The sequence below is a fragment of the Nocardia sp. NPDC102475 genome, from assembly GCF_055584605.1.
In genome coordinates this window covers 40,617-57,549 of the sequence record NZ_JBVJLS010000019.1, presented here as the reverse complement: position 1 = coordinate 57,549, position 16,933 = coordinate 40,617, and the positions used below count along the sequence as shown (strand labels likewise).

The window sequence follows — 16,933 nt, the reverse complement described above, 5'->3', positions numbered from 1 at the left end:
GGCTGCTGCGCAGGCGAGGGGTATCAGCGAGCTCAGCTCGGCGAATGCGACGACCACCAGTCTTCGGCAATTCGACCGGTCGCAACCAGCACCGACGGGCCGCGCAACCAAGCCGCACCCTCGGCGAGGCGGACGGTGACCTCACCACCGAGTACCCGGACGCGCACCTCACCGGTGTCGGTGGCGATGCGGAAACCGTCGGCGGCCAGAGCGGCCGCCGCGGCGGCGACGGTTCCGGTTCCGCAGGAACGGGTTTCGCCGACACCGCGTTCGTAGACGCGCATATCGACCGCGCCGTCGACCAATCCGGTCAGGATCTCGACATTCACGCCGTGTGGGAACAGGTCCGGGTCGAAGCCGGGTGCGACGGTGAGGTCGAGTTTGGCGAGCGCGTCCACGGACAGGCTCGCATCGACGCAGGCCAGGTGCGGATTGCCGACGTCGATGCCGATGCCGGGCAGCGCCCAACCACCGATGGTCGCGTTCGAGGAACCGAGCTCGCGAACGACCCCCATCCCAACGGTCACCTCACCATCGGCAGGCCCACCGGAATGCACGGTGACCGGACGCGCCCCCGCGCGACTACCGACGACATACTCCGTACGCGATTCGAGTCCCTTCGCCGCCAGGTAGTGCGCGAAAACCCGCACCCCGTTGCCGCACATCTCGGCGATCGAGCCGTCGGCATTGCGGTAGTCCATGAACCAGTCGGTATCGGCGATACCCTCGGGAATTTCGGCGAGCACACCCGCGTCGCGCAGCGCGCCCGCGCGCGCCACCCGCAGCACACCGTCCGCGCCGAGTCCGCGGCGACGGTCGCACAGCGCGGCGACCCGGTCCGGCGTCAGGTCCAGCCGGACCTCCGGATCGGGCAGCACCACGAAATCGTTCTCGGTGCCGTGGCCCTTGGTGAACTCGATATTCGACACGTCGCGCATTCTCCCTGCTTATCGTCCTCGAACCAACGTACGACGCTGCCGCGAAATTTCGTACAGCGCGACCGCGGCGGCCGAGGGAGCACCGAGCGAGCTGGCGGTGCCCCCCATCGGGATATAGACCATATCGTCACAGGCCTCCTGCCAGGCCGCGCTCATGCCGCTGGTCTCATTGCCGACGACCAGGATCGTCGCCTCGGTGAAGTCATAGTCGAAAACCGCGTCCGCGCCGTGCTCATCGGTGCCGACAATGCGGGTCGGGATGCCGCGCTGGATCTGCCGGTCACGGAATTCGAGCACCTGCGCGGGGCCGGCGGCACGGAAGATCGGCATGGCGAACAGCGAACCGGTGGATGCGCGGACCGCCTGCGGATCGTATTGGTCGGCACCGTGCCCGGTCACGATGATGCCGCCGGCACCGAAGGCGTCGGCCGAGCGGATCAGCGTGCCGAGATTGCCCGGCGAATTGGGGCGATCGAAAACCACCACGACAGGTGGCACGGCGTCACCGGGTTCGCCGGGCTCGAAGGTGTCGAGCTCGGGTTGCCTGGATATCGCGACAGCCACCAATTCCGGTATGCCGGTGGACTTTTCGCCGAGTTCGGCCATCAGCTCCGGAACCAGGCCGACCTGCGGCGCGCCGCTGGTCTCCAATAGTTCGCGGGCCCAACTCGACAGCTCCGGCGCGCCGAGGCGGTAGAGCATCGTCTCCAGCGGCCAGTCGTTGGCGATCGCTTGAGTGATCGGGCGCACGCCCTGCACCAGGAAGCGGCCGTCGCGGTGGCGCTTGGTCCGGTTGTTCAGATACGCCTGCCACACCTGGACCGAGGCATTTCGGGTACTCACACGACGTGTCACTGCGGGGTCCGTTCCTTCTCGAGCAGGGACAACGCGCTCACGACCAGATCGGGATCGGCGCCGTCCACCCACCGCACCCTGGGATCGCGGCGGAACCACGAGCGCTGCCGCCGGACATAGCGCCGGGTGCCGATCAGGGTGCGTTCCTGCGCGTGGTTCAGGTCGTATTCGTTGTCCAGGTACGACAGGACTTGTGCGTAGCCGATCGCCCGGCGCGCCGTGACGCCCTCCCGCAGACCTTTATCGATCAGTCCGCGGACCTCGTCGACGAGACCGGCCTCGAACATCAGCGCGGTGCGCCGTTCGATGCGCTCGTCGAGTTCGGCGGTGTCGCGGTCCACTCCGATGATCACGGTGTCCCAGCGCGGTTTTCCGATTACCGGCGCCGAGGCCGCGAAGGGGCGCCCGGTGAGTTCGACGACCTCGAGCGCACGCACCATGCGGCGGCCGTCGGTGGGCAGGATGGTCGCCGCGGCCGCCGGATCGGCCGCTTTCAACGCCTCGTGCACCGCAACGACGCCGCGCTCGGCCAACAGTGTCTCCCAGCGTGCGCGGACCGTCGGATCGGTGGCCGGAAATTCCCAATCATCCAGCAGCGCTTGGACATACATCATCGAGCCGCCGACGATGATCGGCGTACGGCCACGCGCCATGATCTCGCGCACGTCCACGCTGGCCGCGGCCTGATAGGCGGCGACGGTTGCGGTTGCGGTGACCTCGAGGACATCGAGTTGGTGATGCGGGATGTCCCGGCGTTCGGTGGGCAGGAGTTTCGCCGTGCCGACATCCATGCCGCGATAGAGCTGCATCGCGTCGATATTCACGATTTCGCCGCCGAGTCGTTCGGCGAGATCGAGGCCGAGGTCGGATTTGCCGGTGGCGGTGGGACCGACGACGGCGATCGGCGTTGTCACCGATCACCTCCCGATGTGCGCCAGACGCTCACCTGATAGCCGACGCCGAACGGGGCACCGCTGTACAGGGTTTCGACGGATGGGACGACCGAGTCGGCGGCGAAAAGTCCGGCGAGCACCTGATAGGCCGCGCGGCCGGATAGCACGAGTTCGGCGCACAACGCCGGATCCATGGCGAGCAGTGCGGCGGTATCGCCGTCGGCCAGGGCACGGTCCAGTTCGCGCTGCACGTCGGCGGCACGCTCGTCGAGGTAGCCCGGCGCCTGGAGGGTCAGGGTCGCCGCGCCGTCCGCGACGACGAGAACGCCCGCCTCCTCGGGCAAATCGTCCAGGGCGGACCGCAGCTGCGCACCGATCCGGGCGCATTCGTCGGCGGGTGTGTCGACGGCGACGAGGGTCGTCGCGGCCACCGCATCCGGTGCGCCCTGACCACGCAACCACCCGGCGATCAGGGCGGGCAGCGGCTGCTGCGGATCCGCAGCGCCGGGCGTTTGCCGCGATCGCGACAGCGCGTCCGCCGAAAGCCCGACCTGCACGTCCGCACCGAAACCGCGAAAGGTGCCGACCGCATCCGGTCCGACGACCTGCGCGGCCGCGCCCACACCCACGACGGTCCAGTGCCGAGTCGTCGCGGCCAACGCGCCGACCGCGGCGAGTGCGGCCGCGCGCAACACCGCGGGTGCGTCATCGGAATCCGACCCGGCCGCGTGCGCGAGACCGCCGCAGAGCTCGGGCACCAGGATCGGCGGCGACGGGACCAGGGCCGCAATGGAGAACACGCCGTAACCGTAGCCGTTCGCCGAATCCGCGATCGACAGCACCGCTGCGGCGTCCGCAACCTCCGGGTTCGAGTGTCTCTGCCGCAAACTCGGCCGAGATTGATAGTGTTCGAGGTGCTACAACCCAGGTCATCACGGGTTGATTTCCCTGGGAATCATCAGTCGGAGGGCATTGATCGATGGTTTACAGGGCTCGGACCGGGTTCAATGGAGTGAGCTAGGGCGTAACCAGGCAGCCGTGACGCGCGGCAGGGACGAGGAGCAATGAGCGAGAGCAACGGAACGGCGAAAGCGACCCCCGGCAGCACGTCGCGCCCCTCGGATTCCCCGAAGGCCGCCGTGCCTAAACCTTCCGCCGCCCCGAAACCAGCCGCGGCCCCCAAACCGGGCGGGTCGGTGGCCCATCCCAAGCCACATGCGATCAAGCCGGCCCCGGGGCCGGCCGCGCAGCAGCATCCGCATCCGGTCGTCGTGCCGACCGCCAGCGATCCCAGTGCGTGGGGCCGCGTCGACGACGACGGCACCGCGTGGGTGAAAACCGCCGAGGGCGAGCGCGTCGTCGGATCCTGGCAGGCCGGTGACGCCGCCGAGGGCCTGGCGCACTTCGGCCGTCGGTTCGACGATCTGGCCACCGAAGTGGCGCTGCTCGAGGCGCGACTGGCCGCAGGCGCGGATGCCCGCAAGACCAAGGCGGCCGCGGTCACCATCGCCGAATCGCTGCCCACCGCGGCGGTCATCGGCGATGTCGAGGGGCTCGCCCAGCGACTGCAGGCCATTGCCGAACACTCCGAAGAGGCGGCGGCGCACGCCAAGGAGGAGAAGGAAAAGGCCAGGCACGAGCACACCGAGCGCAAGGAAGCGCTGTGCGCCGAGGCCGAGAAGATCGCCACCGAATCCACCCAGTGGAAGGCCGCGGGCGATCGGCTGCGCGAAATCCTGGACGAGTGGAAGTCCATCCGCGGTGTGGACCGTAAGGTCGACGACGCATTGTGGAAGCGCTACTCCAAGGCGCGTGAGGCGTTCAACCGCCGCCGGGGCGCGCACTTCGCCGAACTCGACCGCGAACGCGCGGCCGCGAAGACGCGCAAGGAGGAACTCTGCGTACGCGCCGAGGAACTTTCCGGCTCCACCGACTGGGTCGGTACGGCGGGTGTGTTCCGCGATCTACTCGCCGAATGGAAGGCCGCGGGCCGGGCGCCGCGCGAGGCCGACGAGGCGCTGTGGCGGCGTTTCAAGAGCGCCCAGGACGTCTTCTTCGCCGCGCGCAATGCCGCTGTCTCCGAGCGCGACGCCGAATTCGAGCAGAACGCCGCCGCCAAGGAAGAACTGCTGCACGCCTACGCAGACATCGATCCCTCGACCGGTCTGGACGCCGCCCGCGCCGCCCTGCGCGAACTCCAGGACAAATGGGACGCGATCGGCAAGGTCCCGCGCGAACGCATCCAGGAACTCGAGGGCAAACTCCGCACCATCGAAAAGCGCGTCCGCGACGCGGCTGACGCCCAATGGCGGCGCACCGATCCCGAGGCCATGGCCCGAGCCGCCCAATTCCGCGAACGCGTCTCCCAATTCGAGGAACAGGCCGCCAAGGCAACCGCCGCAGGCAACAAGCGCGACGCGGAGAAGGCACTGGAGCAAGCCAAACAGTGGCGCGAGTGGGCCGAGGCGGCAGAAGGCGCAGTCAGCAACCGCTGATCCGGTACCGCCATGCGCTGGCGCGGATCGCCCGGTCGGCCGCGCGACCAGTTGACGAGCTCGGGTGCGATCGGCACCCGGCCGTCGATGCGGCCCTCTCAGAGGCGAGACAGCCTGGCATCCAGGCACGCGGGAGACCAGCGCTGCATTTCTTCCGCGCGGCTCGGTCTCGGGCTCTCGTGGAGTTCGATCTGTCTCCGGAGGCCCCGATCACGAAATCTCTGTCAACGGCATGGATTCGCCGTGGCGGCAAGCGAGATCCTCGATGGCCACCAGCTCGCCGGAGCGGATCAGGGCTACGGATCTTGACGATTGCCGGTGCGATACGGCCGGACCGACAGTGGTGCTGAAATGGTGCTCACGCTGAGAGCCTCCTTACCGCGCGGCCGGGTAGCGGTACTGACACTTGCGGCCCGAGACGCCAGGCGCCGGAGCAGCAACGCCCTCATGGCATCGTCCGCGGCGCGCGGACTCGAACTCCGGACCGTGCGGCCGCGCCGACTGTGCCGCCGGGATAGACATGCTGACTGGCAACGCTGCAGCGCTGACGTAGCGGCATCGTCCACGCCGCTGCTGCTAGAGCACCAGAAGCGCGAACTCCGTCGGTCTCGGGACGAACGCCACGACCACCACCCAGCAGGCAACGGATCTGGTGCTCGGCACCGGCGTGCCCTGGGCCGTGTGGGTGCGCCATCTGCGCGGCCGGGATGGACGTGCTGACTGGCAACGCTGAAGTACCGACGAAGCGGCATCGTCCATGCCGCTCTGGCTAGAGCACCACAAGCGCGCGAACTCCGTCGGCCTCGGGACTGAACACCACGAAACCGTCCAGCGGGCAGCGGATCTGGTGCTCGGCGAGTACCGCACTGGCCGCGCTGACCGTGCGATCGGGCTAGCGATACCGACCGCAGCGCCGCTGAGCGTGCACGCTCGCACGAACTCGGATTCTCTGCCCCGTTCGCACGAAAGTGGCGCGGCTCAGCGTAGGTCCGTGCGCCGGGTGGGTCAGGAGTCGCCGGTGAGGCGGCGGCGGTCGCGTTCCTCGGCGGCGGCTGCGGCGTTGCGGCGCTGTTCCTCTGCGGCGAGTTGTAGGGCGGTGCGGCTCCAGACGACGCGGATCCAGTGGAAGGTCAGCACGATGATGGCGATGGTGCCGAGGATGAGGCCGACGCCTGGGCCTGCGCCGTGGTAGTTGCCGAGGCCGGGGGTCTGGCGGTGCCAGATCGAGAAGACGCCGAAAACGCTGCCGATCGCGGAACCGGCGACCGCGATCCAGGCGAGCACCCAGCGGCGAGTCATCAGCGCGAGCAGTGAGAAGCCGATGCCGAACAGGACAGCGAACCACACGAAGATCCGCGACGGCAGACCGATGTGCTCAGCGCGCGCGGCATCGGTACCGAGCAGAACATCGAACCCGCGGGCACCGCCCGCATGCGACAACACGAGCGAAAACAGCAGCAGGAAGACCGCGCCCGCGACCACCATCGCGCGCACCCCGGGGTCGATCTCGCCCGCGATGCGCCGCTCGACGGCATCGAGATCGTCCTTGAACTGCTCGAAGCCATTACTGCTCTCGACCGAGTTCACTGCGCCCTCGTTTCCTTCGGCTGATCCCTGCCCCGCTGCCTTACCCGCATCCACTGTGCCATCACCGCCCCGATCGCCCGCATCCACCCCACTACGTTCGGTAGTACTCGCATCGCCCGCACTCGATCGCGAATCCGCGCTACCCTGGCCGGGCCCCGAATCCGCCGCACCAACCTCACCCGCACGCGAATCCGCGCCGATGTCGCCGGGTCCTGAATCCGCGTCACCCTTGCGTCCACGCGAGTCCGAAGCGCCCGCGCCCGGTCCTGAGTTCTCCCCGACGCGCGAATCCGCGCTGCCTTCGCCCCCATTCGAGACACCGCCGGGGTCACCCGCACGCGATTCCGCGCCACCCCCGCCTGATTCCGAACCCGCGTCGCCCTTGCCTCCACGCGAGTCCGAAGCGCCTACGCGCGGCCCCGAGTCCTCACCTGACCGCGAGCCCACGCCGTGTTCGCCCGCATTCGAGACGACCTCGCGGTGCCCACCGTTCAACGCGGCACTCTCACCCGTACGCTCCCCGCGATCAGCCTGCGCACCACGCGAATCCGGCCTGGACGCACCCGGTGCGGGATCCGCTCCCCCAGCACGCGTCAGTTCCTCGTGACCGGGCCGAGTGTTCATGCGCCGCAATCGGTTGAGCAGCCTGAGGCCACGGGCTCGGTGGTCGGTGCGCCGATGCGCGGCAGGCCGAGGCCGACACCGATGGGCTCGGTTTTGGGGGTGATGCCACGTTCGTGGGCGTCCCCGGCACGGGTGCGACGGTGGGTTTTGATGGTGGCGTCGGCGATCAGGTGGTGCGGGGCCGCGGCGGTGACGTCGACGGTGATGATGTCGCCCGGGCGGATCTTTTCCGCAGCGCCTTCGGGGCGGAAGTGCACGAGTCGGCCGTCGCGGGCACGGCCGCTCATGCGGGCGGTCGCGGCGTTCTTCTTGCCCGCGCCCTCGGCGACGAGCAATTCGACCTCGGTGCCGACGAGCGCCTGGTTCGCGTCGAGGGAGATCTCCTCCTGCAGCGCGATCAGCCGCTCGTAGCGCTCCTGCACCACCGCCTTGGGCAGCTGGTCGGGCATATCCGCGGCGGGTGTGCCGGGACGCTTGGAGTACTGGAAGGTGTAGGCGCTGGTGAACCGCGCCTGCCGGACCACATCCAGGGTCTCCTGGAAATCCTCCTCGGTCTCGCCCGGGAAGCCGACGATGATGTCGGTGGTGATCGCGGCATGCGGCATCGCGGCCCGCACCTTCTCGATGATGCCGAGGTAGCGCGCCTTGCGGTAGGACCGGCGCATCGCCTTCAGCACTCGATCCGATCCGGACTGCAGCGGCATATGAAGTTGCGGGCAGACATTCGGCGTCTCGGCCATCGCCTCGATCACGTCATCGGTGAATTCGGCCGGATGCGGCGAAGTGAAGCGCACCCGCTCCAGCCCATCGATGCGCCCGGCCGCGCGCAGCAGTTTGGCGAAGGCACCGCGATCGCGCGCCTCGTCGGGATCGGCGAAGGACGCACCGTAGGAGTTCACGTTCTGCCCGAGCAGCGTGACTTCCAGGACGCCCTGATCGACCAGCGCCTGCACCTCGGCGAGCACATCGCCTGGACGGCGGTCGACCTCCTTGCCGCGCAGCGACGGCACGATGCAGAACGTGCAGGTGTTATTGCAGCCGACCGAGATCGAAACCCAACCGGCATAGGCGGATTCACGCTTGGCGGGCAGGCTCGACGGGAACGCCTCCAGCGATTCCAGAATCTCCACCTGCGCCTCGGCATTGTGCCGCGCGCGTTCCAGCAGCACCGGCAGCGATCCGATGTTGTGTGTGCCGAACACCACATCCACCCACGGCGCCTTGCGCACGACGGTGTCGCGGTCCTTCTGCGCCAGGCAGCCGCCGACGGCGATCTGCATGCCCGGCCGGTCGGCCTTGATCGGCGCGAGGTGGCCGAGAGTGCCGTAGAGCTTGTTGTCGGCGTTCTCGCGCACCGCGCAGGTATTGAAGACGACGAGGTCGGCCGTCGCTCCCGCCGCGGCCTTCACATAACCCGCATCCTCGAGCAGGCCCGACAAGCGTTCGGAATCGTGCACGTTCATCTGGCAACCGAAGGTGCGGACCTCGTAACTGCGTGCGCCTTCCGCGGCCGCAGGGGCGGGAGACAACACTGCCTGTCCGATCGAATCCACCCGTCCAGGGTACGGGGGTGCGCAACGCGGGTTTTCAGCGCATCGGCGCAGGCTCCGGGCACCGGCCGGGTCGCATCGGAAGGGTTACGGCGCTGTGTCGTATCGGCGCGGCGTAACGGTGTGTCGCCGAAACCCGGGCAAATCGCCGTTTTCCGCTTAAGGTCTTGGACCATGACCGACGACGCCACCGCACCCGACACAATCGGGTTGGCCAAAACCGGGGCAGCTAGTTCTGATGAGGGCAGTACCGCCACAAGCGCGCCGATGATTTCGATGCGCAATGTGGAAAAGCACTTCGGTGACCTCCATGTGCTGCGCGATATCAACCTCGAGGTCCCCAAGGGGCAGGTTGTTATCGTTCTGGGCCCCTCGGGGTCCGGGAAGTCGACGCTGTGCCGCACCATCAACCGACTGGAACCGATCGACTCCGGCGACATCGCCATCGACGGCGTGCCACTGCCCGCCGAGGGCCGCGCGCTTGCCGCACTGCGCGCCGATGTCGGCATGGTGTTCCAATCGTTCAACCTCTTCGCACACAAGACGATCGTCGAGAACGTGATGCTCGCGCCGCTGAAGGTTCGCAAGGTGAAAAAGGAGGACGCCCGCAAGCGCGCGATGGAACTGCTCGAACGCGTCGGGATCGCCAATCAGGCCGATAAGTATCCGGCGCAGCTCTCCGGCGGCCAGCAGCAGCGCGTGGCGATCGCCCGCGCACTGGCGATGAGCCCGAAGGTGATGCTGTTCGACGAGCCGACTTCGGCACTGGACCCGGAGATGGTCAACGAGGTGCTCGACGTCATGGTGTCGCTGGCCAAGGAGGGGATGACGATGCTGGTCGTCACCCACGAGATGGGCTTCGCACGCAAGGCGGGCAACCGCGTGCTGTTCATGGCGGACGGGTCGATCGTCGAGGACGACACACCCGAGGTGTTCTTCACCGCGCCGAAGTCCGACCGTGCCAAGGATTTCCTCGGCAAGATTCTGAGCCACTGAACCGAGCAATCACCGCAAACGTAAAGACCTCGGCCACCGAAATCACCAGAGGGAGAAGGAACACGATGAGGATCAACCGTTCGCTTCGACTCGGCATCGGGGCAATCGCCCTGACGCTGGCCGCAACAACCGCCGCCTGTGGCGGTGGAAGCGACAAGTCCGCACTCGACAACGCCAAGGACGGAAAGCTCACGGTCGGCATCAAATTCGACCAGCCGGGCCTCGGCCTGCGCAATAAGGACGGCTCCTACAGCGGCTTCGACGTCGAGGTCGCCAAGTACGTCGCGGGCAAGCTCGGTGTGAAGCCGGAGAACATCACGTTCAAGGAGTCCCCGTCCGGTCAGCGCGAGACGCTGATCGAGAACGGTCAGGTCGACTACATCGTCGCCACCTACTCGATCAACGATGCGCGTAAGCAGAAGGTCGACTTCGCCGGGCCGTATTACGTTGCGGGCCAGTCGCTTTTGGTGAAGGCCGACAACTCGAGCATCAACGGTCCCGATGATCTGAAGGGTAAGAAGGTCTGCTCGGTGAAGGGCTCCACCCCGGCCCAGAACATCGAGAAGAACTACCCCGCTACGCAGCTGCAGACCAACGACACCTACTCGCTGTGCCTCGAGGGCCTGCAGGCCGGTTCGTACGACGCGGTGACCACCGATGACATCATCCTGGCCGGTTACGCCGCGCAGAGCGCGGGCACGTTCAAGGTCGTCGGTAAGCCGTTCACCACGGAGAACTACGGCATCGGCCTCAAGAAGGGCGATAAAGAGCTGCGCGACAAGGTCAACGACGCGATCGAGGCCATGATCGCCGACGGGTCCTGGAAGAAGGCGTTCGACTCCACGGTCGGCGTCTCCGGCTACCAGGCGCCGACCCCGCCGACGGTGAACCGGTACTGAGATTCGTGATCGGGTGGTCCGCACGGGCCACCCGATCTCTCGGCTACGAGCAACCTGTACATCGCGCGCGGAAGGACGATCTCCGGCCGCCGCACAATCCGATCGGAGGGACGCGAGCACCGTGTTCGACCTGATCTCGAGGTATGACGTCCTCGGCGCCTTCTGGGTGACCATCAAACTGGCCGCGTCGTCGGCGGTCCTCGCCCTGATCCTGGGCACATTCGTCGCCGGGATGCGCGTGTCCCCGGTGCCGGTCGCACGTTTTCTCGGCGCCGCCTACGTCACCATCTTCCGCAATACCCCGCTGACGCTGATCATCGTGTTCTGCTCACTGGGCCTCTACTCCACCATGGGCTGGAAGCTCGCTCCGGAGGGCCCGAACTCGCTGGCGCAGAACAACTTCCGTTACGCCGTACTCGGACTCAGCATCTACACAGCGGCATTCGTGTGCGAGTCATTGCGCTCGGGCATCAACACCGTGCCGATGGGCCAGTCCGAGGCGGGCCGCTCACTGGGCTTCACCTTCACACAGAATCTGCGAATCGTGGTGCTGCCGCAGGCATTCCGCTCGGTCATCGCCCCGCTCGGCAGCGTGCTGATCGCACTCACCAAGAACTCGACGATCGCCTCGGCGATCGGCGTCGCCGAGGCCGCGACCCTGATGGCCAAGATGAACGAGAACGAGGCCGCACTGATCACCATCGGCTTCATCTTCGCACTCGGCTTCGTAATCCTGACCCTGCCGACCGGCCTGCTGTTCGGCTGGCTGGCCAAGCGATTCGAGGTGGCCCGATGAGTGCAGGAGCTTCGGTTCTTTTCGATGCGCCGGGACCCCGCGCGCGCATTCGCAACTCCATCTATTCGGTCGTCGCGGTAGTCGTTGTGGTGGCGCTGGGCTGGGTGTTCTACCGCGGCTTCGCCGATAAGGGACAGTTCACCGCGGAGAAGTGGAAGCCGTTCATCGAGGCGGACGTCTGGAAGACCTATCTGCTGCCCGGTCTGCGCGGCACCCTGGTCGCGGCGCTGCTGTCGATCGTGTTCGCGCTGGTGATCGGTATGGTCTTCGGCATCCTGCGTCTATCGGAGCACCGGGTGGTGCGCTGGGTGGCGGGCGCGATCGTCGAGGTGGCCCGGGCCATTCCGGTGCTGATCCTGATGATCTTCCTGTTCTACATCTTCTCCGATTACAAGGTGTTCAAGGTCGATCAGCTCGCGCTGTGGGCCGTGGTTATCGCGCTGACGGTCTACAACGGTTCGGTCATCGCCGAAATCGTGCGCGCCGGCATCAAATCGCTGCCGAAGGGGCAGACCGAGGCCGCGGTGGCGCTGGGGCTGCGCAAGGGGCAGCTGATGCGGTTGATCCTGCTGCCGCAGGCGATTACCGCCATGCTGCCCGCCTTGATCTCGCAAATGGTTGTGGCGCTGAAGGATTCAGCGCTCGGTTATCAGATCACCTACCTCGAGATCGTGCGTCAGGGCTCGCAACTCGGTGCGGCCGAACGCAATACGGTGCCCGCGCTGATGGTCGTCGCCGTGGTGATGATTCTGCTGAACAGCACGTTGACGATCGTGGCCAATAAGCTGGAGCAGCGGTTGCGCTCGCGCAAGCGGGCCAAGGGTGCCGCCGTCGTGGCGGCCGACTCGATTCTTGCCGATGCGACTCCGGGGATGGATATCACGCAGAAGCCGTGATGCCAGCGGCTCTGAGCGTGCACTTCTCGCCTGAATCCGGCAGAAATTGCCGGATTTCGTGGGAAAGTGCACGCTCAGATCCATTTTCGGGCTGAGTCGATTTCGTCGGTGTTCTCCGCGATCGCCGTTGCAGCCCGCACAATCGCTGTACGGGCGTGCGGCCCACCGGGGTCCTGGTTTCCGGCCCCGTCCGCGTTCGGCCGCAGTGATCAGGACGACGGCACGCTGCTGCGGAGTTCTCCGGTCTCGGGGTGGACCGTGGCGGTGAAAGGTTCGGCGAACGGGACGGATTCGGGTGGGTAGGTGGCCGCTGCCACGGCGGTGGCCGCGCGGACGAAGGCGGCCACCGCGGGGGAATGGCAGTTCTGCGGCCACGCTACCGCGAGGGTAGTTGGTTTCAGGTCGGTGACCGGCCGATAGGCGATGCCGGGGCGGGGGTGACGGCGGGCGACCGAGGTGGGCGGGAACCAGATGCTGTCGCCGAGCTCGATCAGGTTGAAGATCTGCGCAAGATCCCGCACTGGACGCGAAGTTCCGGATGAGGGGACGAGGCCGTCGCGGTCGGCGTGCGTTCCATCAGGGAGCAGTCGACCGGCCAGGTCGGCCAGGCACAGGGTTGCCTGCGCGGCGAGCGGATCGGAGGCAGCCAGTGCGACCAGGCGGGGTTCGGTGAGCAGCGGTTCGATGTCCAGGCCGCGGTCGTCGAACGGGGCCGCAATGAGCGCGACATCCGCACGGCCCTGACGCAATGCTGGAACCTGTTCACCCCGACCACCCAGCATGAACTCCACCGGGACAGCCGCTTCCTCGAGGCGGTATGTCTCGACGATCTGCGGCAGGAGTCCGGCGTCGTAGTCGGCTTTGAGCGCGAGCCGCAGCCCCGGTGCGGGCCGACCTACGTGCCGGGCACGCTCCGCGGCCGCCGCGACGGCATCGAGTGCGGTCCGCGCGTCGCGGAGCAAGGTCTCGCCGGGCGGGGTGAGCACGACGTGTCGGGTGGTGCGCTCGAAAAGTTGGACGTCCAGTTGACGTTCCAGTTCCCGGATCGCCCGCGACAGGGGTGGTTGCGCCATCCCCAGTCGGTCGGCTGCGCGTCCGAAATGCAGTTCCTCCGCGACGGCCACGAAGTATCGGAGTTGGCGAACCTCCAGATCACTCATATCCCCACGGTATCAACGCTTATCGGATCGGTCCTTCAGGTTCGGTGCCGCGCCGACTTGACTTGCCAGTGCCAAATCACTCGAGCAGAGGTTGTCATGATCGTTGTTACTGCCCCGACCGGCACCATCGGCCGTCAGGTCCTTCCGCATCTCCTCGATCGCGGCGCGCCGGTCCGCGTTATCGCGCGTGATCCCGCACGCCTGCCCGTGCACATCCGAGAGCACGTCGAAGTCGTGACCGGATCGCACAGCGATATTGATGTCGTCACCCAGGCGTTCGCCGATGCCGACGCCGTGTTCTGGTTGCTGCCTCCGGTTCATCGCGGAGCGAGCCTCGATGCCGCGGTTCTGGGTTTCACACGGCCCGCGTGCGAGGCATTCAAGGGTCAAGGTGTCGAGCGAGTGGTCGGCGTCTCGTCCATTGGTCGCGGGTCAGCGGTGGTCGGAAACGCAGGACTGGTCACAGCGTCGCTGGCCATGGACGATCTGATAGCGAGCACAGGCGTGAACTACCGAGCGCTGACTATGCCCTCATTCATGGACAACCTGCTTCGCCAAGTCGATGCGATCAAGAACCAGGGCATGTTCTTTGCACCGCTGTCGCCCGACCTGAAACGCCCCACCTGCGCGACCCGTGATATCGCCGCCGTCGCCGCCGAACTGCTGCTCGACGACTCGTGGGACGGATACGACAGCGTTCCCGTACTCGGCCCAGAGGATTTGTCCAACAACGACATGGCGCAAATCATGTCCGAGGTGCTCGGCCGCCCGATCCGGTTCCAGCAAGTCTCCGGTGCAGCCTATAAGGCCACAATGCTCGAATCCGGCATGTCCGAGGCCATGGCCCAGGGCATGTACGACATGTTGGAGGCAAAGGAGAACGGCCTCGACAACGCCGAACCCCGAACTCCTCGAGCCACGACTCCGACTACCTTCCGCCAATGGTGTGAAGAAGTCCTCGTCCCCGCCCTCCACGACTAACCCGGCCCCCGGCCTCACTGGGGCTGCTGCCGCATGTCTTCGCCCGGCGAATTCGTGCGCGTGGCGAGAAAAGGTGCGCGGCGCAGTCTCTTTAGCTGACACCGCAGCAGGCCGACCCGCCGGACAGCCGGGCACAGCAGACGCTCAGTCGAGGTCCGGTGCGTCGAACTGGGCCTGTGCCAGTTCGGCTTTCACCACGGCGAAGGCGGTGGATTGGTTGTAGCCGCGGCGGGCGAGCATGGAGACGAGGCGGCGGATTGTTTTGTCGCGGTCCAGGTTTGCGGGAATGGTGCGTAGTTTGCGGCGGACCAGTTCGGTGGCGCGTTGTTCCTCGTCGTCGGCGGTGATGGCATCGAGGGCGGAGGCGACGTCGGATTGGGAGACGCCTTTGCGGCGGAGTTCTTGGGCGAGAGCTTGTTTGCCCTTGCCGGAGAAGGTGTGGCGGGACTGGACCCATTGTTCGGCGAAGGCAGCGTCGTCGATCAGGCCGACCTCGGTGAAGCGGTCGAGGGCGCGTTCGGTGATTTCGGGCGTAAAGCCCTTGGCCGCGAGACGCTGCACCAGTTCGGCACGGCTGCGGGCGCGGACGGCGAGCAGGCGAAGACACGCCTCCTTCGCCTGCTCGACCGTCCCGCCTTGGGGAGTGCGCTCCGCACGGGACCGGTTCGCACCGGTGCCCGTCGAGGACGCACCCTCCTCGGATCCAGCCGCCACCGGATCCGCCCATCGGCCTTCGGAACTCTGGAAGTCAGCCGAGTGGGAGTCGTTGCGCCGGAACTCGTTCCGGCGCCCGCGACCGCGCCGGGACCCAGTCGAACGCGCCCGCTGCGGATCGGGCGCGCTCGACCGAGTTCCCATGATGTCCGAATCGGCCAAACCACCTTCGGCCAATCGGACCTGCTTATCCCCCTGCCCCCTCCCCCGAAAACCCGATCCCTCCGAATCCCCCTCACCGCCCTCGGACCAATGCACCCGCCCAGGTTCGGACTCGCCCGAACCGGACCCGGTTGGGATGGGTGGGCGGCCTGAGGCGGAGAGTAGTTCGTTCAGGCGGTGGCGGACCTCGGTTACCGGGTCTGACCGCGTTGTATCGGATGCGGGCCGGGCGGGGTGTGGGCGCCGAGGGGTCATCGGATCAGAAGTCGGCGGGGACCTCGGCGGCCGCGCCCTCTGCGGTCACGTCGGCGCCGATGCCGAGCTTTTCCTTGATCTTCTTCTCGATCTCGTCGCGGACGTCGGTGTTCTCCAGCAGGAACTTGCGGGCGTTCTCCTTGCCCTGGCCGAGCTGGTCGCCCTCGTAGGTGTACCAGGAGCCGGACTTGCGGATGAAGCCCTGCTCGACACCCATATCGATGAGCGAGCCCTCCTTCGAAATGCCCTGACCGTAGAGGATGTCGAATTCGGCCTGCTTGAACGGCGGCGAGACCTTGTTCTTCACGACCTTCACGCGGGTGCGGTTGCCGACCGCATCGCTGCCGTCCTTGAGCGTCTCGATGCGGCGCACATCCAGGCGCACCGAGGCGTAGAACTTCAGCGCCTTACCACCGGTGGTGGTCTCGGGCGAACCGAACATCACACCGATCTTCTCGCGCAGCTGGTTGATGAAGATGGCGGTGGTGCCGGAGTTGTTCAGCGCACCGGTCATCTTGCGCAGCGCCTGGCTCATCAGGCGCGCCTGCAGACCGACGTGGCTGTCACCCATCTCGCCCTCGATTTCGGCGCGCGGTACCAGCGCGGCCACCGAGTCGATGACGATGATGTCGATCGCGCCCGAACGCACCAGCATGTCAGCGATTTCCAGCGCCTGCTCACCAGTGTCGGGCTGGGAGACCAGCAGTGCGTCGGTGTCGACGCCCAGCTTGCGGGCGTAGTCGGGATCGAGCGCGTGCTCGGCGTCGATGAAGGCGGCGACACCGCCCGCGGCCTGGGCATTGGCCACCGCGTGCAGCGCGACGGTCGTCTTACCCGAGGACTCCGGACCATAGACCTCGATGATGCGGCCGCGCGGCAGACCGCCGATGCCGAGCGCCACGTCCAGGGCGATGGATCCGGTCGGGATCACCGAGATGGGCTGGCGGGCCTCCTCGCCGAGACGCATGACCGCGCCCTTGCCGAAGCTCTTCTCAACCTGAGCCAGCGCCAGCTCGAGCGCCTTATCACGGTCGTACGCCTGTGGTGCCATATCCTGATCCCCTTCTCGACGGGTAAGTCTCGTTCTTGGTTGGCGCCCACATTAGAGGGCAGCACCGACAAGTTCTGGCGA

General features: G+C 66.9%; 15 protein-coding genes. 6 read left to right on the top strand and 9 right to left on the bottom strand.

Annotated elements, in window-relative coordinates; all coding sequences use genetic code 11:
• Positions 1-32 precede the first annotated feature (32 nt).
• From dapF to ACZ60G_RS30225, 4 genes are read right to left on the bottom strand one after another with little or no spacing between them, the layout of a single operon-like run.
• Complete coding sequence (gene dapF / locus ACZ60G_RS30240; protein WP_465814484.1) at positions 33-920, bottom strand: diaminopimelate epimerase; 888 nt, start codon at positions 918-920, stop codon at positions 33-35.
• 27 nt (positions 921-947) lie between these two features.
• A complete protein-coding gene (locus tag ACZ60G_RS30235) occupies positions 948-1,793 on the bottom strand; it encodes a TrmH family RNA methyltransferase (protein WP_465814280.1) in 846 nt (281 codons plus the stop codon).
• A complete protein-coding gene (gene miaA / locus ACZ60G_RS30230; protein WP_465814279.1) occupies positions 1,790-2,707 on the bottom strand; it encodes a tRNA (adenosine(37)-N6)-dimethylallyltransferase MiaA in 918 nt (305 codons plus the stop codon). The genes ACZ60G_RS30235 and miaA overlap by 4 nt, the downstream gene beginning before the upstream one ends.
• Positions 2,704-3,573 (bottom strand): class III extradiol ring-cleavage dioxygenase family protein, encoded by an 870-nt coding sequence (locus ACZ60G_RS30225; protein WP_465814277.1) that lies wholly within the window; start codon positions 3,571-3,573, stop codon positions 2,704-2,706. The genes miaA and ACZ60G_RS30225 overlap by 4 nt, the downstream gene beginning before the upstream one ends.
• Before the next feature lie 177 nt (positions 3,574-3,750).
• Here ACZ60G_RS30225 and ACZ60G_RS30220 point away from each other — a divergent pair, with 177 nt between their 5' ends.
• On the top strand, positions 3,751-5,181 hold the full coding sequence (locus ACZ60G_RS30220; protein WP_465814275.1) for a DUF349 domain-containing protein: 1,431 nt from the start codon (positions 3,751-3,753) through the stop codon (positions 5,179-5,181).
• A 1,005-nt stretch (positions 5,182-6,186) separates the two neighbouring features.
• On the opposite strand, the gene ACZ60G_RS30215 is transcribed toward ACZ60G_RS30220, so the two are convergent.
• Together ACZ60G_RS30215 and miaB are read right to left on the bottom strand one after the other, a co-directional pair.
• On the bottom strand, positions 6,187-6,768 hold the full coding sequence (locus tag ACZ60G_RS30215; RefSeq protein WP_040692860.1) for an Rv2732c family membrane protein: 582 nt from the start codon (positions 6,766-6,768) through the stop codon (positions 6,187-6,189).
• A gap of 620 nt (positions 6,769-7,388) precedes the next feature.
• A complete protein-coding gene (miaB, locus tag ACZ60G_RS30210; RefSeq protein WP_465814274.1) occupies positions 7,389-8,945 on the bottom strand; it encodes a tRNA (N6-isopentenyl adenosine(37)-C2)-methylthiotransferase MiaB in 1,557 nt (518 codons plus the stop codon).
• A gap of 264 nt (positions 8,946-9,209) precedes the next feature.
• Between miaB and ACZ60G_RS30205 the strand changes: the two genes are divergently transcribed.
• The 4 genes from ACZ60G_RS30205 to ACZ60G_RS30190 all read left to right on the top strand — a co-directional run bounded on the left by ACZ60G_RS30205 (position 9,210) and on the right by ACZ60G_RS30190 (position 12,529).
• Complete coding sequence (locus ACZ60G_RS30205) at positions 9,210-9,938, top strand: amino acid ABC transporter ATP-binding protein (protein ID WP_063038495.1); 729 nt, start codon at positions 9,210-9,212, stop codon at positions 9,936-9,938.
• Between the two features lie 65 nt (positions 9,939-10,003).
• Positions 10,004-10,837, top strand: coding sequence for a glutamate ABC transporter substrate-binding protein (locus tag ACZ60G_RS30200; RefSeq protein ID WP_063038464.1), 834 nt, complete (start codon positions 10,004-10,006; stop codon positions 10,835-10,837).
• Between the two features lie 121 nt (positions 10,838-10,958).
• Positions 10,959-11,633, top strand: coding sequence for an amino acid ABC transporter permease (locus ACZ60G_RS30195; protein WP_465814273.1), 675 nt, complete (start codon positions 10,959-10,961; stop codon positions 11,631-11,633).
• Positions 11,630-12,529 (top strand): amino acid ABC transporter permease, encoded by a 900-nt coding sequence (locus ACZ60G_RS30190; RefSeq protein WP_465814272.1) that lies wholly within the window; start codon positions 11,630-11,632, stop codon positions 12,527-12,529. Before ACZ60G_RS30195 ends, ACZ60G_RS30190 begins: the two co-directional genes overlap by 4 nt.
• A 209-nt stretch (positions 12,530-12,738) precedes the next feature.
• Here the strand turns inward: ACZ60G_RS30190 and ACZ60G_RS30185 are convergent, their stop codons facing one another.
• Positions 12,739-13,689: a LysR family transcriptional regulator gene (locus ACZ60G_RS30185; protein ID WP_465814270.1), complete on the bottom strand. Its 951-nt coding sequence runs from the start codon at positions 13,687-13,689 to the stop codon at positions 12,739-12,741.
• A 96-nt stretch (positions 13,690-13,785) separates the two neighbouring features.
• Here ACZ60G_RS30185 and ACZ60G_RS30180 point away from each other — a divergent pair, with 96 nt between their 5' ends.
• The gene (locus tag ACZ60G_RS30180) at positions 13,786-14,670 is read left to right on the top strand and encodes an NAD(P)H-binding protein (RefSeq protein ID WP_465814268.1); all 885 of its coding nucleotides are present in this window, start codon (positions 13,786-13,788) and stop codon (positions 14,668-14,670) included.
• A gap of 144 nt (positions 14,671-14,814) precedes the next feature.
• Here ACZ60G_RS30180 and recX read toward each other — a convergent pair whose 3' ends face one another.
• A complete protein-coding gene (gene recX / locus ACZ60G_RS30175; protein ID WP_465814266.1) occupies positions 14,815-15,384 on the bottom strand; it encodes a recombination regulator RecX in 570 nt (189 codons plus the stop codon).
• Positions 15,385-15,805: 421 nt separating this feature from the next.
• Positions 15,806-16,852 carry a recombinase RecA gene (recA, locus tag ACZ60G_RS30170; protein ID WP_063038472.1) on the bottom strand — a complete coding sequence of 349 codons (1,047 nt, stop codon included), beginning with the start codon at positions 16,850-16,852 and terminating at the stop codon, positions 15,806-15,808.
• Positions 16,853-16,933 lie beyond the last annotated feature (81 nt).